Consider the following 23704-nt stretch of genomic DNA (forward strand, 5'->3'; position numbering starts at 1 on the left):
AGCTTCCGCGGCCCCTGAGCCGTCCGGTCCTTGCGGATCTTGAAGTCCATCGCATCCCCTGAACTGGGGTGTTGCGACAACCACTAGAACCTAAGGGCGCGCGGGCGGGGGTTTGAAGACACACCCTAGGCTTGAGGCCGCACTGGTCCGAGGGACGGGGAGTCTGTTGCCGTGACCGATCGCAGCTCAGAGGATGATCAGTCGAACCCGAGCATCGCCCGGGTCTACGACTATCTGCTCGGCGGCAAGGACAACTACGCCGTCGACCGCGAGATCGGCGACTTCTTCATCAAGGACCTGCCCGGTTCGCAGGCGGTGGCCTTCGCCAATCGCCGGGCCCTCGTTCGCGCCGTGGCGGCCATGGCCCGCGACGGCATCTCCCAGTTCGTCGACATGGGCAGCGGCCTGCCCACCGCCGACAACGTGCACCAGGTCGCCCAGCGGCACCGTGCGGACGCGCGCGTCGTCTACGTCGACCACGACCCGGTCGTGGTCGCCCACAGCCGGGCCCTGCTGACCGCCGACGACCGCACCACCGTGATCCGGGCGGACCTGCGCGAGCCGGAGGAGCTCTACCACGACCCCGGCCTACAGGAGTTGGTCGACTTCGACGAGCCGGTGGGCGTCGTCTTCAGCGCCGTGCTGCACCACCTCACCGATGCCGAACGCCCCGCCGAGCTCGCGCGCTGGTGGGTGGACCGGGTGCCGCCGGACAGCCAGGTCTACATCTCCCACTTCCGCTCCGGCGGGAACGAGGAGACCCGGCTCCTGGAGCAGAAGCTGCAGAGCAGCTTCGGCCGGGGCCACTGGCGCACCGACGAGGAGATCACCGGCCTGTTCGACGGTCTTGAACTCCTCGAACCGGGCCTGGTCCCCTGCTCACTGTGGCGGCCGGACCCCGCGCCGGACGACGACGGCACCGGAAACGGCGTGGACAGGCCTGCCCTGACGGTGTGGGAACAGCTGATCTCCTGCGCGCTGGCCCGCAAGCCGTAACCGGCTCGTACGCCGCGCAGGCGGGCGGACCGGGAGTGTCAGTGGCGTGCTGTTGAGTGTGCGCCATGACTGTTCACCACCTTCTGGCCGCCCTGCCCGGGCCCGACGAGCTGCGCGCCCGCTGCCGGGCGCTGGCGCTGCTGGACTCGATCGTCTCCACCCCCTACGCACCCGACCACTCGTACGTGGCCGGGTGGCGTCCGGGCGTCGATCTGGCGTGCATGGACAACGGTTCCGGTGACCAGTACGCGATCGTCTTCGACCCGGCCGGGGTGTTCCTCTACGGGTTCGACCACGAGAGCGACGCCACCCCGTGGCGGGAGGAGGACCGCGCGCACTGGCCCGGCCTGCTCGACGGCCTGCCCGGCTCGCTCGCGCACTACACGCAGGCGCCGGAGTTCCAGCTCGAAGGCTTCTTCGACGCGACCGTGTGCGCCTGGCGCGAGACGGGCGGCACCGACTGGCGGTGCGGGCCGGTCGAGTTCGCCGACGGCGAGACGGACGGCGCCGACTGGCTGTTCGACCTGCTCACCGACGCCGACGGTACGGAGGCGTTCGTGGACTACGCCGAGGACCACCACGAGCAGTCCGTCGACCGGGAGGCGGTGGCGGCCGTGCTGGCGGACGCCCCGCTCGATCGCCGGACGGTTTCCGCGCTCTCGCCCACCGCGAACTTCGACACCGTCGCCGCGTTGGCCCGCGCGCTGGGTTACCACACCGTTCGGGAGGACAGCTGAGAAGTCGCCGGTCAGCGAGGTCGCACGACCGGCGTGATCCGAAAGAGAGCCCCTAGACCAGCGGCGTGTGGCTCGGGGGTTGGAGGCGTACGGGGAGGGTCTTCAGGTGCCAGTTGAGCGGGTTGGTGCCGCGTTGCAGGTGCTCCGGGTCGACGGCGAGTTGCAGGTCGGGTACCCGGTTGAACAGGGCGGCCAGGGCGACGGCGGTCTCCTCCTGGGCGAGGTGCGCGCCCAGGCAGCGGTGCGCGCCGTGCCCGAAGCCGAGGTGGGGCTCCTTGCTGTGGCGGGTGCGGCCGAGGTCGAGGCGGTCGGGGTCGGCGAAGGCGGCAGGGTCGCGGTTGGCCGCGGACACGATCGGGAGGACGGCTTCTCCGGCGCACACCGGGGTGGCGCCGACGGTGGTGTCGCGGGTGGCGTAGCGGGGCAGCGCGCGCACGACGGGCCCGCAGTAGCGCATGAGTTCGTCGACGGCGTGCGGCATGAGGGCGGGGTCCGCGCGCAGCAGGGCGAGCTGGTCGGGGTGGGCGAGGAGCACTTCGGTGCTGTTGGCGATGAGGTTGACGGTGGTGATGTGCCCGGCGACGACCAGGTTGGTGATGAGCGAGACGAGCTCGTCGGTGCTCAGGCGGTCGTCGTGGTGGGGCGCGAGCAGTTCGGAGATGAGGTCGTCGCCGGGGTCGGCGGTGTGGAGGCCGATGAGGAGGTGGGCGTCGGCGACCATGCCGGCGAGCGCGTCGCCCAGTTCCTCGCCGCAGGTGCCGGCGGCCAGGGTGGCGCTGCGGCTCCGCCAGCGGTCGCGGTCGGCTTCGGGGACGGCGATGAGTTCGCAGATGACGGTGATGGGCAGCGGTCGGGCGAAGTGTTCGATCAGGTCGACGACGCCGTCCTCGGCGTGGTCCGGCAGGCGGTCGAGCAGGTCGGCGGCGATGGCTTCGATCCGGGGGCGCAGCGCGGCCACGCGGCGCGGGGAGAACGCGGCGGCGACCAGGCCGCGCAGACGGCGGTGGTCGGAGCCGTCCGAGTCGAAGATCCCGGCGCGCAGGTACTTCTCGTGGCCCGCGTACATGCCGCGGGCCTGCCAGGTCTGTTCGGTGCGGTGGGCCACCTTCGCGCCGGGGACGGTCGCGGCGTCGATGGTGAAGTCGGGATCGCTCATGATCGTGCGGATGTCGTCGTGGCGGGTGGCCACCCACATGGGGTCGACGCCTCGTACGCGGCCCCGCACCAGGTGCTCGCGTTCGCGGATGTGCGCGTAGGAGGTGAACGGATCGCGGACCAGCTCCTGGTCGGCCAGGTCCAGTGGTTCGTCGCCGGTCTCGGTGGTGGCCTGGCCTTGCGTCGTCATGGTGAGGCGCTCCCTACGGGTGGTCGTTCCGTGACGGCATCATGGCGGCCGGACCGTGCCCCACCTGTCGTTATCGGCGCCAATCCACCCGAACGAACGTATTCGCCCTCGCCCCCGGAGACGAGGACGGCCGGTCGTCGTCCGGGGTCGCGGCCGGTGTCCGTTCGGGTCGGTGTCAGCCGTGCCCGGCGGTGGATGAACGGACGTGGAGTTCCCACGCGTGGGTCCGTACCACGCCCGGGTCCGCCGCGCCCGAGAGCAGGTCGCTGAGCAGGGCGGCGCATTCGCGGCCGTACTCCGCCGCGCGCAGGTCCACCGCCGTCACCTGCGGGCTCGACCCGCGGGCCGCGGCGCCGTCGACGCAGGCGGCCACCAGTACCTCGGATCCGGCCCGCAGGCCTGCCCGGGCCACGGCGGCCAGCACGCCGGGCACCGCGCCGTCGGGGGCGCAGACCACGGCGTCCAGGCCCGGGGTGCCGGCGAGCAGGTCCGTGGTGGCGGCCTCGGCCTCGGTCGGCGTGGCCGCGAACGGGACCGTTCGCACGACGACCTCGACGCCCTGGCGCCTGGTCCAGTCGGCGGCGGCGGCCCGCAGGGCGGCCGCCCAGTCGGATCCCGGGCCGGGGGCCAGCAGCGCCGGGCGGCGTGCCCCGCGCTGCGCGAGGTGGTCCAGCAGGGCGGCGAGCGAGGTGGCGTTGTCGCACACCACCGACCCGCTGGGCGCGGCCCCGCCGCCGAGGTAGCGCTCCCCGGTGACCACGGGTACGCCGGCGGCCAGCAGGCCGGGCACGGCGGGGTCGTCGACCTCGGGATCGATGACCATCAGTCCGTCGACCCGGGCGGCCAGCCCGTCCTCCGCCGCCTTCCCGGGGGCCAGCAGCACCACGTCGAGGCCGTCCTCGCGGGCCCGCTCGACGGCGCCGAACGCCAGTTTCATGTAGTAGTCGAGGCGGGTCGCCGTGCGCGGCAGGTACAGGCCCACCGCCCCGGTGCTGGAGCGGCGCAGGCTGCGTGCCGCCGAGTTCGGCCGGTAGCCGAGCTCTCGGGCCGCGGCCTGGACGCGTTCGCGCGTCGCCTCGGCCACCCGGCCGGATCCGAGGAGGGCGTCGGAGGCGGTGCTCTTGGACACCCCGGCCGCCCGGGCCACGTCGAACAGGGTCACGGATCGGCTGGTCACAGCCCGGAAGTCTAGACGCAGTACCGGGAGCCACCCGTCGTCCGGGCGCCTGCGGTGCTGCTCGCACCCCCTTGCCGGAACGTTCCGGCACAGCTTAGGGTCACCCGTGCCGGAACGTTCCGGCACGGCTTCGGCCGCTGCTCCCGACACCATCACCCGAGACGACCCGAGGACCCGCCATGCGCCTGATCACCGCCCTGAACCCGCCCGCGTCCCCGGCCCGCACCCGCGCACCCCGGCGCGCTGCCCTGCGGGTCGCCCTCGTCCAGCAGCGCTGGCACGCGGACCCCGAGCAGCACCGGGCCGGCCTGCTGGAGGGGATCCGGCTCGCCGCCGAACAGGGCGCCACCCTCGTCGCCCTCCAGGAGCTCACGCTCTCCCCGTACTTCGCCGTGCTGCGCCAGGCCGACCACCCGCAGGCCGTCGAGCCCGAGGACCTGCGCACCGGCCCGACCTTCACGTTCGCCGCGGCCGCCGCCCGCGAGCACGGCCTCCACGTGCACGCCTCGCTCTTCGAGAAGGCCGACGGGCCGGACGGCCCCGACGGCCTCGGCTACAACACCGCGATCCTCGTCGCCCCCGACGGCACCCTGGTGCAGCGCACCCGCAAGCTGCACATCCCCGTGACCGAGGGCTACTACGAGGACACCTGGTTCCGCCAGGGCCCGGCCGGCGAGGACGCCTTCCCCCTCGCCGAGGTGGGCGACGCCGCCATCGGCCTGCCGACCTGCTGGGACCAGTGGTTCCCCGAGCTCGCCCGCGCCTACTCCCTCGCCGGCGCCGACGTCCTCGTCTACCCGACCGCCATCGGCTCCGAGCCGGGCCACCCCGGCTTCGACACCCAGCCGCTGTGGCAGCAGGTCATCACCGGCAACGCCATCGCCAACGCCACCTTCATGGTCGTCCCCAACCGCATCGGCACCGAAGGCGAACTCACCTTCTACGGCAGCTCGTTCATCGTCGACCCGTACGGCCGCGTACTCGCCCGGGCACCGCGCGACGAGGCCGCCGTCCTGGTCGCCGACCTCGACCTCGACCAGCGCCACGACTGGCTCGAACTCTTCCCCTTCAACGCCACCCGCCGCCCCGACGCCTACGCGCCCCTGACCGCCGAGCGCTGACGCCACCCGGCCTCCCCGGCCCGGTTCCGGCCGGGAGACGGGGAGGCCCGGCGGCGGCGCCACCACCGGCACCCGCCCACGGCCGGACCCGGGCGAGGCGGCGAGGCGGCGAGGCGGCGAGGTCAGAGGGCCAGGGCGGGGCGGTGGTGGTCGAGCCACAGCGCGAGGTCGACGACCCGCTCCAGGCGGAGCCGGTGGCCCCACGGCAACTGCCCGGCAGGCGTGTCGAGGGCGGCCCCGACGACCGTCTCGTCGGCGATGTCCCGTACGTGCGGTGCGTCCAGCGCCTCGCGGGCCAGCCGCTGCAGGCCTGCGTTGTAGTCGGGGTGGTGGGTGGCCGGGTAGTGGTTCTTCGGCCGCCAGAGCACCGAGTCGGGGGCGATGCCCCGGCCGAGGTCGCGCAGCAGGCTCTTCTCCCGGCCGTCGTGGTTCTTCATCGCCCAAGGGGTGTTGAAGGCGTACTCGACGAGGCGGTGGTCGCAGTAGGGCACCCGCACCTCCAGGCCCTGGGCCATGGAGAGGCGGTCCTTGCGGTGCAGGAGTTGGCGCAGCCAGCGGGTGAGCGAGAGGTGCTGCATCTCGCGCAGGCGGTGTTCGGCGGCGCTCTCGGAGTCGAGGCGGGGGACGGCGGCCACGGCGGTGCGGTAGGTGTCGGCGCGGAACTCGGGGATGCGCAGCTGGGCGGCGAGGTCGGGGTGCAGGGGCATGGCGGCCTGGTCCCCGGTGACCAGGAGCCAGGGGAAGGCGCGAGCGGCGAGCGCCTTCGGGTTGTGGAACCACGGGTAGCCTCCGAAGACCTCGTCGGCGGCCTCGCCGGAGAGGGCGACGGTGGAGTGCTTGCGGATCTCCCCGAACAGCAGGTAGAGCGAGGTGTCCATGTCGCCGACGCCGATCGGCGAGTCCCGGGCGACGACCACGGCGCGCCGGTTGTCCGGGTCGAGCAGGGCACGGGGGTCGAGGACGACGGTGGAGTGCTCGGTGCCGATGAACGCGCCGGCCTCGGCGGCGAACGGGGTGTCGTGGCCGGTGCGCAGCACGTCGCCGGTGAACCGTTCGGCCTGGTCGCTGTAGTCGACGGCGTAGGAGCGCAGCGTGGCCTGCGGCCCTTCGCGGAGCCGGAGTTCGTCGGCGATCAGGGCGGTGACGACGGTGGAGTCGAGGCCGCCCGAGAGCAGGCTGCACAGCGGGACGTCGGCCTCCAGCTGGGTACGGGCGGCGCGGTCGACCAGGCCGCCGATCAGCTCGGTGGTGGTCTGCGGGTCGTCGGTGTGCGGGCGGGCGGTCAGCTCCCAGTAGCGCCGTTCGCGGATGCCGTCGCGGTCGAGGACGAGCAGGCTGCCGGGGTGCACCTCGCGGACGCCGGCCCAGACGGTGGGGCCGGTGTTGAACAGCAGGCTGTAGGCCTCGCGCAGGCCGTCGGCGTCCACGGTGGGGGTCACCTCGGGGTGGGCGAACAGGGCCTTGGGTTCGGAGCCGAAGACGAGGCCGCCGTCCGTCCCGGCCCAGAACAGCGGCTTGACCCCGAGCCGGTCGCGGACCAGCAGCAGGCGCTGCTCGCGGTCGTCCCAGACGGCGAAGGCGTACATGCCCTCCAGGTGGTCGACCAGGGCGTCTCCCCACTCCTGGTAGGCGCGCAGGACCACCTCGGTGTCGCTCCGGGTCTCGAACCGGTGGCCCTTGGCGGCGAGTTCGGATCTCAGCCGGTGGTGGTTGTAGACCTCGCCGCTGTAGGTGAGCACCACCTGCGGGTGTTCGGGGCGGTCGGGCATGGGCTGGGTGCCGCCCTCGATGTCGATGACGGCGAGGCGGCGGTGGCCGAGCGCGGCGTGGCGGCCGAGCCAGACCCCGCCGGCGTCGGGTCCGCGCAGGGCCATGGTGTCGGTCATGGCCTGGATGACGGAGGCGGCGCCGTGGCCGGTGTCCTGGTGGAAGGACTGGCCGATGTCCTGGTGGAAGGACACCCAGCCGGTGATCCCGCACATGCTCGCGCTCCTGGGGTGAAGGGGTGTGCTCTGCCGGACGCTGTCGGCGACGGCGCCCGGCACAGAAGTCGGACCGGACGTCGGGGAAGTTCCGAGCACCTGCATGATTCCCGGAGCGGGTCGGGCGGTGCCCGTGCGAAGCCCGCCGAGCGCGAACCGCCGGGCGTCGGGCTCGGACGGACGGGCGTCGGGCTCGGACGGACGGGCGTCGGGCTCGGACGGACGGGCGTCGGGCTCGGACGGAGGTGCCGGTACGCCGGGTGGCGGCCTTCAGTTCCGGGGGTCGGGCAGCGCGGGGTACGGGATGAAGGTGCTGGTGTGCTCGTCGAGCGCGAGCGGCCGGCCGATGGCGGGCGCGGCGCGCTGCGGGCACGCCGGGCGTTCGCACACCTTGCAGCCGAGCCCGATCGGGGTGGCGGCCGCCACGTCGCCGAGGTCCAGTCCCGCCGAGTACACGAGCCGTGCGGCGTGGCGGAGTTCGCAGCCGAGGCCGATGGCGAAGGTCTTGCCGGGGCGGCCCCAGCCGCCGGGTGAGCGGGTGACGGCGCGGGCGGTCCAGAGGTAGCGCCGGCCGTCGGGCATGGCGGCGACCTGGACGTGGACCCGGCCGGGGGCGGCGAAGGATTCGTAGACGTTCCACAGCGGGCAGGTGCCGCCGGTGCGGGAGAAGTGGAAGTCGGTCGCGGACTGGCGCTTGGAGACGTTGCCGGCCCGGTCGACCCGGACGAAGGAGAACGGCACGCCGCGCAGCCGGGGCCGTTGGAGGGTGCTCAGCCGGTGGCAGACCGTCTCGTAGCCGACGCCGAAGTGGTCGGCGAGGTGCTCGATGTCGTAGCGCGCCGATTCGGCCTCGGCGTGGAAGGCGGCGTACGGCAGCACGAGGGCGGCGGCGAAGTAGTTGGCCAGGCCGATCCGGGTGAGCGACCAGGCGGTGGAGCCTTCCGGGCTGTCCTGGGCCGCGAGTTCGGACAGCAGCGGATCGTGTTCCAGGTAGGCGAGTTGGGTGGCCATCCGGAAGGCCTGCTGGCCCGGGCGCAGCCGGTCCGACAGGCTCAGGACCTTGCTGCGCGGGTCGTACCGGTGCAGGTGCTCGCCTCCGGCGACGGTCCGTACGCCGTGGCCGGAGGCGAGCCGGTCGGCCAGCACCGCCCTGACCTCGCCGCGCCGCAGGCCGATGGCTGCGGCCAACTCCTCGGCCGCGGTGTCGAGTTCGTGGAGGTAGTTCTGGCGGCGGTAGAAGAACTCGCGGACCTGTTCGTGCGGGGTGAGGGTGTCGGGCGCCGGGCCGCGGTCCCCGGCGAGGACGGCGAGCTGCTCGGCGACCGCCCGTCGGCTGCGGCCGAGGTCCATGAGCAGCCGCGCCACGGCGGGCAGGCGGGCGGCCACCTCGTCGAGGTCCCCGGCGGTGACCCGTCCGGCCGCGAGCTCCTCGCCGAGCGCGTCGCGCAGTTCGGCGGTGAGCCGGGCGCTGTCGGGCGGGGCGAAGTACCCGGCCTCGACGCCGAAGGCCTCGGTGAGGCGCAGCAGGACGGGCACGGTGAGCGGGCGGGCGTCGTGCTCCAGCTGGTTGAGGTAGCTGGGTGAGAGGTCGATCAGCCGGGCGAGGGCGGCCTGGCTGAGTCCGCGTTCCTCGCGCAGGCGGCGCAGCCGGGCACCGGCGAAGGCCTTTCCCATCGTGTCGTTCTCCCCTCACCGGGCGTCGGCCGATCCGGTGCGGGAAGCCTAGCCGCACTGCGAGGCGCCAAGTCGTCGCAACCTTCGCAGATTTGCCGAGGACCGTTCGCAGAAGTTGGCAGTGGTCCATCGGTGACGGCGGCTCCGCGGGGTGCCAGAGTCGGTGGTGCGGCCGGGAGGTGCGCAGGACAGCGGCGAAACACCAGGTCGGTCGCGGCCGGGCAGGCTGTCCGGGCATCCACGTCCTGCGGCGTTCCGCCGCCGCCCGGCACCGCCCGGCCGCCCACTCACCCTTGCGGTGAGACACCTCACAACCTTCGCAACGAGCACCCCTGGGGAGCAGACCCATGACTCAGTCGGTCCGGCAGCAGCAGGAGCAGCAGGCGGCGGCGCTGGCCGCCCGGTGGGCGTCCGACCCGCGGTGGGCGGGCATCGAGCGCACGTACTCGGCGGCCGAGGTCGTGCGGCTGTCCGGCACCGTCCGCGAGGAGCACACGCTGGCCCGCCGGGGCGCCGAGCGCCTGTGGCGGCAGTTGCACGAGCAGGACTACGTGCACGCCCTCGGCACGCTGACGGGCGGTCAGGCCGTGCAGATGGTGAGGGCCGGGCTGCAGGCGATCTACCTGTCCGGGTGGCAGGTCGCGGCCGACGCCAACCAGGCCGGGCAGACCTACCCGGACCAGAGCCTCTACCCGGCCAACTCCGTTCCCCAGGTGGTGCGTCGGATCAACAACGCGCTGCTGCGCGCCGACGAGATCGACGCGGCGGAGGGGACGGACGGCGGGCCGGACTGGCTGGTGCCGATCGTCGCCGACGCGGAGGCCGGGTTCGGCGGTCCGCTGAACGCCTTCGAGCTCACCAAGGGCATGATCGCGGCCGGCGCGGCGGGCATCCACTACGAGGACCAGCTCGCCTCCGAGAAGAAGTGCGGGCACCTGGGCGGCAAGGTGCTCGTCCCCACCGCCCAGCACGTCCGCACCCTCAACTCCGCCCGCCTGGCCGCCGACCTCGCGGATGTGCCGACCCTGATCGTGGCCCGCACGGACGCGCTCGCCGCCAACCTGCTGACCAGCGACGTCGACGAGCGCGACGCCCGGTTCTGCACCGGCGAGCGCACCGCCGAGGGCTTCTACCGGGTCGAGCCGGGCATGGCCCCGGTGATCTCGCGCGGCCTCGCGTTCGCCCCGTACGCGGACCTGATCTGGGTGGAGACCGGCACCCCGGACCTCGCCCAGGCCCGCGAGTTCGCCGAGGCGCTCAAGGCCGAGTACCCGGACAAGATGCTCGCCTACAACTGCTCGCCGTCCTTCAACTGGAAGGCCGCCCTGGACGACGACCAGATCGCCAAGTTCCAGCGGGAGTTGGGCGCGATGGGCTACCGCTTCCAGTTCATCACGCTGGCCGGCTTCCACGCGCTGAACCACTCGATGTTCCAGCTCGCCCGCGGCTACGCCGAGCACGGGATGACGGCCTACGTCGACCTCCAGGAAGCCGAGTTCGCGGCCGTGCCGCAGGGCTACACCGCGGTGAAGCACCAGCGCGAGGTCGGCACCGGGTACTTCGACCTGGTCTCCACCGCGCTCAACCCGAACGCCGAGACGCTCGCCCTGACCGGCTCCACCGAGGCCGAGCAGTTCCACTGAGCCGCCCTGGCGGCCTCCTTGGGGAGAGACCGCCTTTCACCCCGCCGCCCGGGGCCTCGTTGAGGGACGAGGCCCCGGGCGCCCTCCCGCCCGCCACCTGGAGAACCGGATGAGCCAGCCCAGCCGCATCGACGTCCTCGGCGAACACGAGGACCGCTTCGACGAGATCCTCACCCCTGACGCCCTGGACTTCCTGGCACGCCTGCACGGGGCCTTCGCCTGCCGCCGCGCCGAACTCCTCGCCGAGCGCCGCCGCCGCGCGACAGCGCTCGCCGCCGGAGGCACCCTGGACTTCCTTCCCGAGACCCGCGCCGTCCGCGAGGACACCACCTGGCGGGTGGCCGGCGCCGGACCCGGCCTGGCGGACCGCCGGGTGGAGATCACCGGCCCGCCCGAGCGCCGGATGGCCGTCAACGCGCTCAACTCCGGCGCGAAGGTGTGGCTGGCGGACTTCGAGGACGCCACCTCCCCCACCTGGCACAACCTGCTCACCGGCCAGCTGAACCTGCTCGACGCCATCGAACGCCGGATCGACGACACCACCCCGGAGGGCAAGCGGTACCGGATCGGCGACACGCCCGCCACCATCGTCGTGCGCCCGCGCGGCTGGCACCTCGACGAGCAGCACCTGCTGATCGACGGCCGCCCCGCGATCGGCGCCCTCGTCGACTTCGGCCTCCACCTCTTCCACTGCGGCCGGCGGCAGATCGAGCGCGGCAGCGGCCCGTACTTCTACCTGCCCAAGCTGGAGAACCACCTCGAAGCCCGGCTGTGGAACGACGTCTTCACCTTCGCCCAGCACGAATTGGGCATCCCGCACGGAACGATCCGCGCCACCGTGCTGATCGAGACCATCACCGCGGCGTTCGAGATGGACGAGATCCTGTACGAGCTGCGCGAGCACGCGGCCGGCCTCAACGCCGGGCGCTGGGACTACCTGTTCAGCCTGATCAAGAACTTCGCCACGCACGGCCCCCGCTACGTCCTGCCGGACCGCGCCACCCTCACCATGACCCAGCCCTTCCTGCGCGCCTACACCGACCTGCTGGTGCGCACCTGCCACCGCCGCGGCGCCCACGCCATCGGCGGCATGGCCGCCGCCGTCCCGCAGCGCGACCCCGCCGCCAACGAGGCCGCCCTGACCAAGGTCCGCGCCGACAAGGAGCGCGAGGCCGGCGACGGCTTCGACGGCTCCTGGGTCGCCCACCCCGGCCTCGTCGCCACCTGCCGGGCGGCCTTCGACACCGTCCTCGACGGCCGCCCGCACCAGCTCGACCGCACCCGCGAGGACGTCGAGGTCACCGCCGCCGACCTGCTCGGCGTGCACAGGCTGTCCGTCGGCCTGCCGACCGAACAGGGCCTGCGCTCCAACGTCGCCGTCGCCCTGCGCTACCTGACGGCCTGGCTCGGCGGCTCCGGGGCCGTCGCCGTCTTCGGCCTGATGGAGGACGTCGCCACCGCCGAGATCGCCCGCTGCCAGATCTGGCAGTGGCAGCACCACTGCTCCCGGCTGACCGGCGGATCGCTCGCCACCCCCGACCTCGTGCGGAGGCTGATCGACCGCGAGCGCGCCGCCCTGCTCGCCGAGGGCGCCGACCCGGCGCTGGTGGACGACGCCGTACGGATCCTGGAGGAGACCGCCCTCGGCGCCGACCTGCCCGCCTTCCTCACCACCGAGGCCTACGCCCGCCACCTCGTGCGGATCCGCACCGCGGCCTGAGCCGCCCGACCACGGAGGCAACACCATGAACGACATTCGCCGCGTCGCGGTCGTCGGCGCCGGGCAGATGGGCTCCGGCATCGCCGAGGTCTTCGCCCGCGCCGGCCTGGACACCGTCGTCTGCGAGGCCGGCCGAGGCGCCCTGCGCGCCGCCCGGGCCCGGATCGACCGCTCGCTGCACCGCGCCGTCGACCGTGGCCGGATCAACGAGCAGCAGCGCACGGACGCCTGGGCCCACCTGCTGTTCGCCGACGACCTGGAAGCGCTCGCCGACCGCCAGCTCGTCGTCGAGGCAGTCGTCGAGGACGAACGGGTCAAGACCGAGGTGCTCGGCACCCTGGACAAGGTGCTCGTCGCCGACGACGCCGTCCTGGCCACCAACACCTCCGCCATCCCGGTCACCCGCCTCGGCATCACCACCGACCGCGCCTCCCACGTCCTCGGCCTGCACTTCTTCAACCCCGCCCCCGTCATGCCGCTCGTCGAACTGGTCGCCTCGCTGCACACCGCCCCGACCGTCCTCGACCGGGTGGAGGCCTTCACCCGGGACACCCTCGGCAAGCACGTCATCCGCTCCCGCGACCGGGCCGGCTTCGTCGTCAACGCCCTGCTGGTGCCCTATCTGCTCTCCGCCGTCCGGATGGCCGAGGCCGGCCACGCCAGCCCGGAGGACATCGACGCCGGCATGGTCCACGGCTGCGCCCACCCCATGGGCCCGCTCCAACTCGCCGACCTCATCGGCCTGGACACCGTGCAGGCCATCGCCGAGTCCATGTACGACGAGTACAAGGAACCGCTCTACGCGCCGCCGCCCCTGCTCTCCCGCATGGTCGAGGCGGGCCTGCTCGGCCGCAAGAGCGGACGCGGATTCCACGCACACCCCTCGACCTGACGGCCCCTCGGCGCCCGCTACGCCCAGCGCCCCGGAGAACGCGCCACCCGCGCGCTCTCCGGGGCGCTGCGCTGTTCCGGGCCGCTGCGGGGAACCGGTTCCCCGGCGAGGTTCGCAGGTTTCGCAGCTTCACAGGAATCCGCCGTACGGATTCCACCGATTGGCATGCTGGATCATCGGCCGTCCGACGCGCAGGCTCGATCATGCAAGCCCGAGAGCCGTCGAACGCCCCCGAGGAGTCCCGTGATCGAGCACCACGTCCACGTCCACCCCAGTGCCGACCGGCTGCCGCGTGAGGAGCAGCTCGCCTGGAAGCTCGCCGCCGTCGCCACCGGCACCGAGGAGCTGGACCCGGCCGGCGTGAGCATGGCCGTCAACCGGGTGATCGACAACGCGGCGGTGGCCGTCGCGTCGCTGCTGCGCCGGCCCGTGGCGGTGGCCCGCGCCCAAGCGCTCGCCCACCGCGGCGCGCCGGGCGCCCGGGTGTTCGGCAGCCCGACCCGGGTCTCGCCGGAGTGGGCGGCCTGGGCCAACGGCACGGCGGTGCGCGAACTGGACTTCCACGACACCTACCTCGCCGCCGACTACTCCCACCCCGGCGACAACATCCCGCCGCTGCTGGCCGTCGCCCAGCACACCGGCCGCAGCGGGGCCGACCTGCTGCGCGGCATCGTCGCCGCCTACGAGGTCCACGTCGCGCTGGTGCGGGGCATCTGCCTGCACGCCCACCGGATCGACCACGTCGCGCACCTGAGCGCGGCCACCGCCTGCGGGCTCGGCGCGCTGCTGAGGCTGCCGACCGAGACGGTGTACCAGGCGGTGCAGCAGGCCGTGCACACCACCACGGCCACCCGGCAGTCCCGCAAGGGCGAGATCTCCAGCTGGAAGGCCTTCGCCCCCGCCTTCGCCGGCAAGGCCGCGATCGAGGCGGTGGACCGGGCGATGCGCGGCGAGACCTCCCCGTCCCCCGTCTACGAGGGCGAGGACGGCTTCCTCGCCTGGATGCTCGACGGCCCGCAGTCCGACTACACCGTGCTGCTGCCCGCGCCCGGCGAACCGAGGCGGGCGATCCTGGACACCTACACCAAGGAGCACTCCGCCGAGTACCAGGCCCAGGCGATCATCGACCTGGCACGGCGGCTGCGCGAGAAGGCCGGACCGCTGGGCGGCGTCCGCTCGGTCGTCCTGCACACCAGCCACCACACCCACCACGTCATCGGCTCCGGCTCGGGCGACCCGCAGAAGTACGACCCGACCGCGAGCCGGGAGACCCTCGACCACTCGATCCCGTACATCCTCGCCGTCGCCCTGGAGGACGGCGCCTGGCACCACGAGCGCTCCTACGCCCCCGAGCGGGCCCGACGCCCGGAGACCGTGACGCTCTGGCGGAAGATCACCACGGTCGAGGACCCGGAGTGGACCGCCCGCTACCACGACCCCGACCCGGCCCGGCGGGCCTTCGGCGGCCGCGTGGTGATCACCCTGGACGACGGCACGGTGATCGAGGACGAGCTCGGCGTCGCCGACGCCCACCCCGCCGGCGCCCGCCCCTTCGACCGCCCCGCGTACCAGCGGAAGTTCCGCACCCTGGCCGAGGGCGTCGTCTCCCCCGCCGACCAGGACCGCTTCCTGGCAGCCGCCGCCGATCTCGCCGAGCTGAAGGCCGCAGACCTGGACGAGCTGTTCCCCGCCGTCGACACCGAGGCCGTGCGCGCGTTCGACGCGCTCCTCCCGAAGGGCCTGTTCTGATGCTGCACACCCGCACCACCCCCGCCCAGCGCCGCCGCGCCCTACGCGAACGCCTCGCCACCGGACGGCTGTTGACGATGCCCGGCGCGCTCAACCCGCTCTCCGCCCGGCTCATCCAGGACCTCGGCTTCGAGGCCGCCTACCTCTCCGGCGCCGTCCTCGCCGCCGACCTGGGCCTGCCCGACATCGGCCTGACCACCGCCACCGAGGTCGCCGCCCGCGCCCAGCAGACCACCCGGGCCACCGACCTGCCTGTCCTGATCGATGCCGACACCGGCTTCGGCGAGCCCATGAACGCCGCCCGCACCGTCCAGCTGATGGAGGACGCCGGCCTCGCCGGCCTGCACCTGGAGGACCAGGTCAACCCCAAGCGCTGCGGCCACCTCGACGGCAAGGCGGTCGTCCCCCGCGAGGACATGACCCGCCGCCTGCGCGCCGCCGTCGACGCCCGGCGCGACCCCGACTTCCTGCTGATGGCCCGCACCGACGCCCGCTCCGTCGAAGGCCTGCGCGCCGCGATCGACCGGGCCAAGGCCTACGTCGACGCCGGAGCCGACGCGATCTTCCCCGAAGCCCTCGCCGACGAGGCCGAGTTCGAGGCCTTCCGCAAGGCCGTCGACGTCCCGCTGCTCGCCAACATGACCGAGTTCGGCAAGTCCCCGCTGCTCGACGCCCGCACCCTCCAGGACCTCGGGTACGAGATCGCGCTCTACCCCGTCACCCTGCTGCGCCTGGCCATGGGCGCGGTCGAGGACGGCCTGCGCACCCTCGCCGCCGAGGGCACCCAGGAGTCGCTGCTGCCGCGCATGCAGACCCGCTCCCGGCTGTACGAACTCCTCGGCTACGAGCAGTACGCGGCCTTCGACACCGCCGTCTACGACTTCACCCTCCCACCCGGCGCCTGACCCCGCATCGGAGACCAGCCATGCCCACCACCGCACCCGGGATCCACCGCGGACTCGCCGGAGTCGTCGTCGACACCACCGGGATCTCCACCGTCATCCAGGAGACCAACTCCCTCACCTACCGCGGCTACCCCGTCCAGGACCTCGCCGCCCAGCGCTCCTTCGAGGAGGTCGCGTACCTGCTGTGACACGGCGAACTGCCCGACCCCGGACAGCTGCGGGAGTTCCGGGCCCGCGAGGCCGGCCTGCGCCCGCTCGACCGCACCACCGCCGAACTGCTCGCCAAACTGCCCGAGACCTGCCACCCGATGGACGTGCTGCGCACCGCCGTCAGCTTCTTCGGCGCCGAGGACCCCACCGAGGACGACGGCCGCCCCGCGCCCCACCTCGCCAAGTCCCTCACCCTGCTGGCGAAACTGCCCACCGCCGTCGCCGCCGACCAGCGCCGACGCCGGGGCCTGGCGCCCATCCCGCCGGACCCCGGGCTCGGCTGTGCGGAGAACTTCTTCCACATGTGCTTCGGCGCGGTGCCCGCCCCCGAGGTGGTCCGCTGCTTCGAGATCTCCCTCGTGCTGTACGCCGAGCACAGCTTCAACGCCTCCACCTTCACCGCCCGCATCGTCACCTCCACCCTCTCCGACCTCTACAGCGCCGTCACCGCCGCGATCGGCGCACTCAAGGGCCCCCTGCACGGCGGCGCCAACGAAGCCGTGATGCACATGCTGGAGGAGATCGGCGACCCCGACCGGGCCGCGCAGTGGCTCGACGAGGCACTCGCCGCCAAGCGGAAGATCATGGGCTTCGGCCACCGCGTCTACCGGCACGGCGACTCCCGCGTCCCGATCATGCAGGCCGCCCTGGACGACCTGGTGGCCCGCAGCGCCGACCCCGGGACGACCCGACTGGCCGCCCTGCACGCCGCACTGCGCGAAGCGATGCTGGAACGCAAGGGCATCCACCCCAACCTCGACTACCCCGCCGGCCTCGCCTACCACCTGATGGGCTTCGACACCCCCGTCTTCACACCCCTCTTCGTGCTGAGCCGCATCACCGGCTGGACCGCCCACATCACCGAACAGCTCGCCCACAACTCCCTGATCCGCCCGCTCGCCCGCTACGACGGCCCCGGCCAGCGCCCGGTGCCGGGGCTGTCACCGAGCACGGCGTAGGGAACGCGGCTGCGGCGGTCCGGCTCGACCGCCAGGCGCCCGCCCGCCGGCGGGCGGGCGGGCGCGCTGGGCGCAGTCGCGGCGCTCGCAGATCCGGCAGCCCAGCCCGATCGGGGCGGCCGCTCCCGCAGCGTCGAGCGCGACGCCCTCGGCGTAGACGAGGCGGTGGGCGTGGCGCAGCTCGCAGCCGAGCGCGACGGCGAACTCGCTGCGCGGCGCGCGGTGGCCGAAACCCCCGTGGGAGACGGTGCGGGCGATCCAGAATTGACATCCTCAACCGGCCTGAAGGCCGGTGATTCCCTCCACGCTGCGCGTGGAACACGCGGCGTCCGGGTGGGTTCCTGCTTCACCGCGCGGTGCCGGGACGAGTCCTGGTCTTATCTGCGCTCCACAGGCTGAGACCGCAAGTCCTGCGGCCTTGGCTATGTTCCGGGCGGCGTTCACGTCCCTGTCGTGGACGGTCCCGCAGTCCCCGCATGTCCACTCACGGACGTGCAGGAGCTTGGGGCCGTCCTTGATCCCGCAGTGCGAGCAGACCTGAGAGGTCGGCTCGAACCGTCCGATGCGGATGAACTCGCGCCCCGCCCGGCCGGCCTTGTATCCCAGCATGTTCAGGAACGCGGACCATCCGGCGTCGTGCACCGACTTGGCGAGGCGCGTGCGCGCGAGTCCCTTGACCGACAGTGTCTCGACCGCGAGCGCTTGGTTCTCGCGCACGAGGGAAGTCGAGAGCTGGTGGTGGAACTCGCGCCGGGCGTCGGCCACGCGGGCATGTGCCCGTGCGACCTTGACCCGCTGCTTGTCGCGGTTGTTGCTGCCCTCGGCCTTGCGGGACAGGGCCTGCTGCGCGCGCTTGAGTTTCTTCTCGGCACGGCGCAGGAACTTCGGTGATTCGATCTTCCGGCCGTCGGACAGGACCGCGAAGTGCGTCAGCCCGAGGTCGACACCCACCGCCCGGCCTGTCTCCGGCAGCAGGTCGGGGTCGGTCTCCACGACGAAGCTCGCGAAGTACCTTCCGGCGGCGTCCTTGATCACGGTCACGGTGGACGGGGTGGACGGCAGCACACGGGACCAGCGGACCGGCACGGGGCCGATCTTCGGCAGGTTCAGCTTGCCGCCCGGTGTGATCGACCATCGGGCGTTCGCGGTGAACCGCACCGCCTGCCGGTTGTCCTTGCGGGACTTGAACCGGGGCGGTTTGATCTTCGGACCCTTGCGGGTGCCCTTGAGGGAGGCGAAGAAGTTTCCGTACGCGGTCTCCAGATCCCGCAGGGACTGCTGCAGCACCACGGCGGACACCTCGCCCAACCAGGCGCGTTCCGGGGTCTTCTTCGCCTCCGTCAGCCGCTTGGACAGCTCGGCGGCCTTCGGAAACGGCAGCCCGGCAGCTCGCGCGTCCTCACGTTCCCGAAGGGCATCGTCGAAGACGACGCGCGCGCACCCGAACGCCTGCGCCAGAGAGGAACGCTGACCAACCGTCGGGTACAGGCGGAAACTGTACCGAAGCTGCACAATCGACACAGTACTGCAGTTGGTTTATGACTGAGCATCAGGAGATCCGTACAGGCAGGCACTGCACATTCGCGCTTCACGCGCACTTGGTTTTCGTGACGAAATTCCGGCACAAGGTGTTCAACGACGCCCATCTTCGACGGGTGGAGGAGATCATGCGGACGGTCGCCGAAGACTTCGAGTGCGAGATCGTGGAGTTCAACGGTGAGAACAACCACGTCCACCTGCTGGTGAACTTCCCCCCGAAGGTCGCCCTGTCCAAGCTGGTCAACAGCCTCAAGGGCGTCAGCTCACGCCGGATGCGCCAGGAGTATCCCGAACTGGTCCGCCACTACTGGCGCGCACAGAAGCTGTGGTCCGGCTCGTACTTCGCGGGGTCGGTCGGCGGAGCACCGATCAGCGTGCTCCGCCAGTACATCGAGCAGCAGAACCGCCCGGCCTAGAACCTGCACGGAGCGCACTCCGGCGCTCCGCGCCTACGGGCCAAGGATTCGCCTCACCACCGGGCTGAAGCCCGATGCACTGCGAATAGTCTCGGTAGCTGGTCGAGATGCCGAGCTCGCGCGCCAGCTCGACCTGGTTCATGCCGTGCTCGCGGCGCAGCCGGCGCAGCTTGGCGTGGGCGTAGACCTTCCGCCCGGTCGGACGTGGCATGGCGCGTACTTCCTCTCTCAGACCCGGTTGGTTCGGATCGCGGCCTCGACCCGGACGGCGTCGGCCGTGTCCCGGACCTCGTGCACCCGCACCGCCCACGCGCCCTGCGCGGCGGCCAGGACGCTGGCCGCCGCGGTGGCCGCGTCGCGTTCACGGGCCGGACGGGCCTCGCCCGTCCGCGGGTCGGCCAGCAGCTCGCCCAGGAACCGCTTGCGCGAGGCCGCCACCAGGAGCGGGCGCCCCAGCACGCGCCAGGCGTCCAGCGATGCCAGCAGCGCCCAGTCGTCCTGCCGGCGTTTGGCGAAGCCGAGGCCCGGGTCCACGATGACCTGGGAGGGGTCGACCCCGGCCGACACCACCGTGTCCATCTGCCGTGCGACCTCACGGATCACCTCGGCCGCGACGTCCTCGTACGCGGCCAGTTCGTCCATGCGGGCGGACTGCCCGCGCCAGTGCATGACGACGAAGGGCACTCCGGCCCTGGCCGCGGCGCCGATCATGCCCGCGTCGGCCCGGCCCCCGCTGACGTCGTTGATGATCCGGGCGCCGGCTTCCACCGCCGCTTCGGCGACCCGGGCCCGCATCGTGTCGATGCTGACCAGGACGCCCTTGTCGGTGAGCGAGCGCACCACCGGCAGGACCCGGCGCAGTTCCTCCTCCTCGGACACCCTGGTCGCTCCCGGCCGGGTCGACTCGCCGCCGACGTCCACGATGTCGGCGCCCTGTTCGGCCAGCAGCAGTCCTCGGTCCACCGCGCGCCCCGGGTCCAGCCAGCGGCCGCCGTCCGAGAACGAGTCGGGGGTCACGTTCACGACTCCCATCACCGCGCACCGGTCCCATTCGGGCAGCCCCGACAATACCTGCGAAGGTCTTTTCATGCCCCCATTGTGCCGCCCGCCCCACCTGTCCCCCAACTCGCACCACCGAGAAAATTCGTATCACAGAGTGGACACCTGAGGACGACCGATAGCCCGGCTGGTTAACCTCCTGCCATGACACTCGGAATTCCCTCCACGCGCACGGATCGGGCGACCTCCATCCGCGAACTCCTCGCGACCGGCAGGCTTTCCTCTTCATTCGAATTCATGCCGCCCCGGAGTGCCGAAGCGGAGGTCGGCCTGTGGAATGCGATCCGGCGCCTGGAAGCGCTGTCCCCCACCTTCGTCTCGGTGACCTACGGCGCCGGCGGGTCGACACGGGAGCGGACGGTGAACGTCACCGGCCGCATCGCGCAGGAGACCACCCTCACACCGACCGCCCACCTGACCGCGGTCGGCCACAGCGTCGCCGAACTGCGGAACATCCTCGGCCACTACGCCGACCAGGGCGTTCGCAACATCCTGGCGCTGCGCGGCGACCCGCCGGGCGATCCGCTGGGCACCTGGCACCGCCACCCCGACGGGGTGGAGTACGCCGCCGACCTGGTACGGCTGATCAAGGAGTCCGGCGACTTCTGCGTCGGCGTGGCCGCGTTCCCCGACCTGCACCCGAGGTCCCCCGACTGGGATTCCGAGATCAGGCACTTCATCGAGAAGTGCCGGGCCGGAGCCGACTACGCCATCACCCAGATGCTCTTCGACGTGGACAGCTACCTCCGTTTCCGGGATCGACTGGAATCGGCCGGCTGCACCGTTCCGGTCATTCCGGAGATCATGCCGGTGACCAGTATCCGGTCACTTCGGAGGATTCCGACGCTGACCACGGCCGCTATTCCTGATGAGCTTTCCGAAAGCATGCTGAAGCAGCAGGACAACCCGAAGGCCGTCCGGGCGATCGGTATCGATCACGCCACCGAAATGTGCCGGCGCCTGCTCTCCGAGGGAGTTCCCGGGCTGCATTTCATGACCATGAACTTCTCGACGGTGACGACGGAGATCTACCAGAACCTCGGGCTTCTCGGGTCCGGGTGAAACCGGCCGGGCCGCCGTCGGGGAAGCGGCCCGACCCGGCCGGGCGCCGCACGGCGTGCGGGGCCCGGCCGGGGCGTGTCGCCGGTGGGTCAGCCGGCGAGTTCCGCGCGCAGGCGGCGGGCGGCGCCGACGAGGCTGTCGAGCGAGGCGCGGGTCTCCGTCCAGCCGCGGGTCTTCAGGCCGCAGTCGGGGTTGACCCAGAGCCGCTCTGCGGGGATGGCGGCCAGGCCCGCACGCAGCAGTTCCACGGCCTCCTCGGTGCTCGGGACGCGCGGGGAGTGGATGTCCCAGACGCCCGGACCGACCTCGCGCGGGTAGCCGGCCCCGGCGAGCTCTCCGGCGACCTCCATGTGCGAGCGGGTGGCCTCCAGCGAGATGACGTCCGCGTCGAGCTCGTCGATCGCCGTCATGATCGCGCCGAACTCGGCGTAGCACATGTGGGTGTGGACCTGGGTGTCGGCGCGGACGCCCGAGGTGGCCAGGCGGAAGGACTCGGTGGCCCACGCCAGGTACGCCGGGCGGTCGGCGGCGCGCAACGGCAGGGTCTCGCGCAGGGCCGGCTCGTCGACCTGGACGACGGCCGCGCCCACGGCCTCCAGGTCGGTGACCTCGTCGCGCAGGGCGAGGGCGACCTGGCGGGCGGTGTCGCCGAGCGGCTGGTCGTCGCGGACGAAGGACCAGGCGAGCATCGTGACGGGGCCGGTGAGCATGCCCTTGACCGGGCGTTCGGTCAGGCCCTGCGCGTAGCCGAACCAGTCGACGGTCATCGGGTGCGGGCGGGAGATGTCCCCAGCCAGGACCGGCGGGCGCACGTACCGGGTGCCGTAGGACTGGACCCAGCCGTGCCGGGTGGCGAGGTAGCCGGTGAGCTGTTCGGCGAAGTACTGGACCATGTCGTTGCGCTCGGGCTCGCCGTGCACCAGGACGTCCAGTCCGGCCTTCTCCTGGAAGGCGATGACCTCCCGGACCTCGGTCTCCATCCGCTCCCGGTAGGCCGCCGCGTCGATCCGGCCCGCCGTGAGGTCGGCCCGCGCGACCCGCAGTTCGGAGGTCTGCGGGAACGAGCCGATGGTGGTGGTCGGCAGCAGCGGCAGGCCGAGCCGGGCACGCTGGGCCTCGGCCCGCTGCGGGTAGGCCTGGGCGCGGCGCGCGTCCGCGTCGGTGACGGCGGCGGTGCGGGCGCGCACCGCCGGGTCGTGGGTGATCGGCGAGTTGGCGCGCGAGGCGAGGTCGGCGCGGTTGGCGGCCAGGTCGGCGGCGATCGCCCCCGTACCCTCGCGCAGGCCCCGGGCCAGCAGCGCCACCTCCCTGGCCTTCTGCTGGGCGAAGGCGAGCCAGCGCAGGATCTGCGGGTCGACGTCGCGTTCGGCGGCGGCGTCCAGCGGCACGTGCAGCAGGGAGCAGGACGGCGCGACGTCGACCCGCTCGGCCAGGCCCAGCAGGGTCGCCAGGGTGGCCAGCGACTTCTCCAGGTCGTTGATCCAGATGTTGCGGCCGTCGACCACCCCGGCGACCAGCCGCTTGCCGGGCAGCCCGCCGACGGCGGCCAGGTCGTCAAGGTTCGCCGCGGCGGGCCCCGTGAAGTCCAGCGCCAGGCCCTCGACCGGGGCCTTGGCCAGCACCGGCAGGGCCTCGCCCAGGCGGTCGAAGTAGCTCGCGACCAGCAGCTTCGGACGGTCCGCCAGGCCGCCCAGCTCACGGTAGGCGCGGGCGGCGGCGTTCAGCTCGGCCGGGGTGCGGTCCTGCACCAGGGCGGGCTCGTCCAGCTGCACCCACTGCGCCCCGGCCGCCTTCAGGTCCGCCAGCAGCTGCGCGTAGACGGGCAGCAGCCGGTCCAGCAGGGTGATCGGCTGGAAGTCCTCGGCGACGCCGGGGGCGGGCTTGGCGAGCAGCAGGTAGGTGAGGGGGCCGACGAGCACGGGGCGTGCGGTGTGGCCGAGCGCCAGCGCCTCCCGGAACTCCCCGACGGCCTTGGCCGGGTTCGCGGTGAAGACGGTGTCCGGGCCGAGTTCGGGCACCAGGTAGTGGTAGTTGGTGTCGAACCACTTGGTCATCTCCAGTGGCGCGACCTCCTGGGTGCCGCGTGCCATGGCGAAGTAGCCGTCCAGCGCGTCGATTTCGACCGCATCCCGGTGCCGGGGCGGGATCGCGCCGACGGCGACCGTGGTGTCCAGCACGTGGTCGTAGAGCGAGAAGTCGCCGGTGGGCACTTCCAGGACACCGGCCCCGGCGAGCTGCGCCCAGTTCTTCCGGCGCAGGCCGACCGCCGTCTCCCGCAGGGCGTCGGCGGTGACCGTGCCCTTCCAGTAGCCCTCGACGGCCTTCTTCAGCTCCCGGCCCTGGCCCTGCCGGGGGTAGCCGTACACGGTGGCCCTGGTTGCCGCGGCTGCGGACTTCGTGGTCAAGGGACTCTCCTTCGCGAGTCTGGCTCCTCAAGTGCCCGGGGACGGGACGAGAGCGCGAAGGGATGACGAACCGGGCGGCGGCTCACGTCGATGCGCGTGCCGGACCCGCCTGG

At 72.6% G+C, this 23704-nt stretch carries 17 protein-coding genes and 3 pseudogenes; 11 read left to right on the forward strand and 9 right to left on the reverse strand.

What is annotated here, in order from left to right; genetic code table 11:
* Positions 1-171: 171 nt before the first annotated feature.
* Together ACFWPI_RS05825 and ACFWPI_RS05830 are read left to right on the forward strand one after the other, a co-directional pair.
* Entirely contained in the window at positions 172-996 is an 825-nt protein-coding gene (locus ACFWPI_RS05825) for an SAM-dependent methyltransferase (protein WP_380380553.1), read from the forward strand.
* 65 nt (positions 997-1061) lie between these two features.
* On the forward strand, positions 1062-1733 hold the full coding sequence (locus ACFWPI_RS05830) for a hypothetical protein (RefSeq protein ID WP_380380551.1): 672 nt from the start codon (positions 1062-1064) through the stop codon (positions 1731-1733).
* 52 nt (positions 1734-1785) lie between these two features.
* Here ACFWPI_RS05830 and ACFWPI_RS05835 read toward each other — a convergent pair whose 3' ends face one another.
* Positions 1786-3078, reverse strand: coding sequence for a cytochrome P450 (locus tag ACFWPI_RS05835; RefSeq protein ID WP_380380549.1), 1293 nt, complete (start codon positions 3076-3078; stop codon positions 1786-1788).
* Positions 3079-3253: 175 nt separating this feature from the next.
* Positions 3254-4255 carry a LacI family DNA-binding transcriptional regulator gene (locus tag ACFWPI_RS05840; protein ID WP_380380547.1) on the reverse strand — a complete coding sequence of 334 codons (1002 nt, stop codon included), beginning with the start codon at positions 4253-4255 and terminating at the stop codon, positions 3254-3256.
* Positions 4256-4434: 179 nt separating this feature from the next.
* On the opposite strand from ACFWPI_RS05840, the gene ACFWPI_RS05845 reads away from it, so the two are divergent.
* Complete coding sequence (locus tag ACFWPI_RS05845; RefSeq protein ID WP_063352210.1) at positions 4435-5376, forward strand: nitrilase-related carbon-nitrogen hydrolase; 942 nt, start codon at positions 4435-4437, stop codon at positions 5374-5376.
* 122 nt (positions 5377-5498) lie between these two features.
* Here the strand turns inward: ACFWPI_RS05845 and asnB are convergent, their stop codons facing one another.
* Both asnB and ACFWPI_RS05855 read right to left on the reverse strand, forming a co-directional pair.
* Positions 5499-7358: an asparagine synthase (glutamine-hydrolyzing) gene (gene asnB / locus ACFWPI_RS05850; RefSeq protein ID WP_380380544.1), complete on the reverse strand. Its 1860-nt coding sequence runs from the start codon at positions 7356-7358 to the stop codon at positions 5499-5501.
* Between the two features lie 270 nt (positions 7359-7628).
* Entirely contained in the window at positions 7629-9032 is a 1404-nt protein-coding gene (locus tag ACFWPI_RS05855; protein WP_380380542.1) for a short-chain fatty acyl-CoA regulator family protein, read from the reverse strand.
* 347 nt (positions 9033-9379) lie between these two features.
* Between ACFWPI_RS05855 and aceA the strand changes: the two genes are divergently transcribed.
* From aceA to ACFWPI_RS05885, 6 genes and pseudogenes are all read left to right on the forward strand, one after another.
* Positions 9380-10675 (forward strand): isocitrate lyase, encoded by a 1296-nt coding sequence (gene aceA, locus ACFWPI_RS05860; RefSeq protein WP_380380540.1) that lies wholly within the window; start codon positions 9380-9382, stop codon positions 10673-10675.
* A gap of 109 nt (positions 10676-10784) precedes the next feature.
* Positions 10785-12395, forward strand: a complete 1611-nt coding sequence (aceB, locus tag ACFWPI_RS05865) for a malate synthase A (protein WP_380368343.1) — start codon at positions 10785-10787, stop codon at positions 12393-12395.
* A 25-nt stretch (positions 12396-12420) separates the two neighbouring features.
* Positions 12421-13287 carry a 3-hydroxybutyryl-CoA dehydrogenase gene (locus ACFWPI_RS05870; protein ID WP_063352214.1) on the forward strand — a complete coding sequence of 289 codons (867 nt, stop codon included), beginning with the start codon at positions 12421-12423 and terminating at the stop codon, positions 13285-13287.
* A gap of 243 nt (positions 13288-13530) precedes the next feature.
* Positions 13531-15036 carry an MmgE/PrpD family protein gene (locus tag ACFWPI_RS05875; RefSeq protein ID WP_380368346.1) on the forward strand — a complete coding sequence of 502 codons (1506 nt, stop codon included), beginning with the start codon at positions 13531-13533 and terminating at the stop codon, positions 15034-15036.
* Complete coding sequence (gene prpB / locus ACFWPI_RS05880; RefSeq protein ID WP_380368349.1) at positions 15036-15941, forward strand: methylisocitrate lyase; 906 nt, start codon at positions 15036-15038, stop codon at positions 15939-15941. Before ACFWPI_RS05875 ends, prpB begins: the two co-directional genes overlap by 1 nt.
* Positions 15942-15961: 20 nt before the next feature.
* A pseudogene (locus ACFWPI_RS05885) lies at positions 15962-17089 on the forward strand (bifunctional 2-methylcitrate synthase/citrate synthase); the annotation flags it as partial.
* On the opposite strand, the pseudogene ACFWPI_RS05890 reads toward ACFWPI_RS05885, so the two are convergent.
* Both ACFWPI_RS05890 and ACFWPI_RS05895 read right to left on the reverse strand, forming a co-directional pair.
* Positions 17056-17374, reverse strand: a pseudogene (locus ACFWPI_RS05890) (short-chain fatty acyl-CoA regulator family protein); the annotation flags it as partial. The pseudogenes ACFWPI_RS05885 and ACFWPI_RS05890 overlap by 34 nt on opposite strands.
* Positions 17375-17383: 9 nt before the next feature.
* Positions 17384-18622, reverse strand: coding sequence for an RNA-guided endonuclease InsQ/TnpB family protein (locus ACFWPI_RS05895; RefSeq protein WP_380368352.1), 1239 nt, complete (start codon positions 18620-18622; stop codon positions 17384-17386).
* 26 nt (positions 18623-18648) lie between these two features.
* Here ACFWPI_RS05895 and tnpA point away from each other — a divergent pair, with 26 nt between their 5' ends.
* Entirely contained in the window at positions 18649-19065 is a 417-nt protein-coding gene (tnpA, locus tag ACFWPI_RS05900; protein ID WP_380368355.1) for an IS200/IS605 family transposase, read from the forward strand.
* Between the two features lie 94 nt (positions 19066-19159).
* On the opposite strand, the pseudogene ACFWPI_RS05905 reads toward tnpA, so the two are convergent.
* Positions 19160-19276: pseudogene (locus ACFWPI_RS05905) on the reverse strand (helix-turn-helix domain-containing protein); the annotation flags it as partial.
* 17 nt (positions 19277-19293) lie between these two features.
* Positions 19294-20154, reverse strand: coding sequence for a dihydropteroate synthase (folP, locus tag ACFWPI_RS05910; RefSeq protein ID WP_380368358.1), 861 nt, complete (start codon positions 20152-20154; stop codon positions 19294-19296).
* A gap of 114 nt (positions 20155-20268) precedes the next feature.
* Here folP and metF point away from each other — a divergent pair, with 114 nt between their 5' ends.
* Complete coding sequence (gene metF, locus ACFWPI_RS05915; RefSeq protein ID WP_380368361.1) at positions 20269-21186, forward strand: methylenetetrahydrofolate reductase [NAD(P)H]; 918 nt, start codon at positions 20269-20271, stop codon at positions 21184-21186.
* Positions 21187-21275: 89 nt separating this feature from the next.
* Here metF and metE read toward each other — a convergent pair whose 3' ends face one another.
* A complete protein-coding gene (metE, locus tag ACFWPI_RS05920) occupies positions 21276-23591 on the reverse strand; it encodes a 5-methyltetrahydropteroyltriglutamate--homocysteine S-methyltransferase (protein WP_380368364.1) in 2316 nt (771 codons plus the stop codon).
* Positions 23592-23704: the final 113 nt, after the last annotated feature.

It is taken from the genome of Kitasatospora sp. NPDC058492 (assembly GCF_042720685.1).
Lineage (GTDB): Bacteria > Actinomycetota > Actinomycetes > Streptomycetales > Streptomycetaceae > Kitasatospora.

What these genes read in the sequence shown, in the direction of transcription:
- ACFWPI_RS05830 (WP_380380551.1), top strand. Translation starts at nt 1,062, where the DNA reads ATGACTGTTCACCACCTTCTGGCCGCCCTGCCCGGGCCCGACGAGCTG.
- ACFWPI_RS05835 (WP_380380549.1), bottom strand. Translation starts at nt 3,078, where the DNA reads ATGACGACGCAAGGCCAGGCCACCACCGAGACCGGCGACGAACCACTG.
- ACFWPI_RS05845 (WP_063352210.1), top strand. Translation starts at nt 4,435, where the DNA reads ATGCGCCTGATCACCGCCCTGAACCCGCCCGCGTCCCCGGCCCGCACC.
- asnB (WP_380380544.1), bottom strand. Translation starts at nt 7,358, where the DNA reads ATGTGCGGGATCACCGGCTGGGTGTCCTTCCACCAGGACATCGGCCAG.
- ACFWPI_RS05855 (WP_380380542.1), bottom strand. Translation starts at nt 9,032, where the DNA reads ATGGGAAAGGCCTTCGCCGGTGCCCGGCTGCGCCGCCTGCGCGAGGAA.
- aceA (WP_380380540.1), top strand. Translation starts at nt 9,380, where the DNA reads ATGACTCAGTCGGTCCGGCAGCAGCAGGAGCAGCAGGCGGCGGCGCTG.
- aceB (WP_380368343.1), top strand. Translation starts at nt 10,785, where the DNA reads ATGAGCCAGCCCAGCCGCATCGACGTCCTCGGCGAACACGAGGACCGC.
- ACFWPI_RS05870 (WP_063352214.1), top strand. Translation starts at nt 12,421, where the DNA reads ATGAACGACATTCGCCGCGTCGCGGTCGTCGGCGCCGGGCAGATGGGC.
- prpB (WP_380368349.1), top strand. Translation starts at nt 15,036, where the DNA reads ATGCTGCACACCCGCACCACCCCCGCCCAGCGCCGCCGCGCCCTACGC.
- tnpA (WP_380368355.1), top strand. Translation starts at nt 18,649, where the DNA reads ATGACTGAGCATCAGGAGATCCGTACAGGCAGGCACTGCACATTCGCG.
- folP (WP_380368358.1), bottom strand. Translation starts at nt 20,154, where the DNA reads ATGAAAAGACCTTCGCAGGTATTGTCGGGGCTGCCCGAATGGGACCGG.
- metF (WP_380368361.1), top strand. Translation starts at nt 20,269, where the DNA reads ATGACACTCGGAATTCCCTCCACGCGCACGGATCGGGCGACCTCCATC.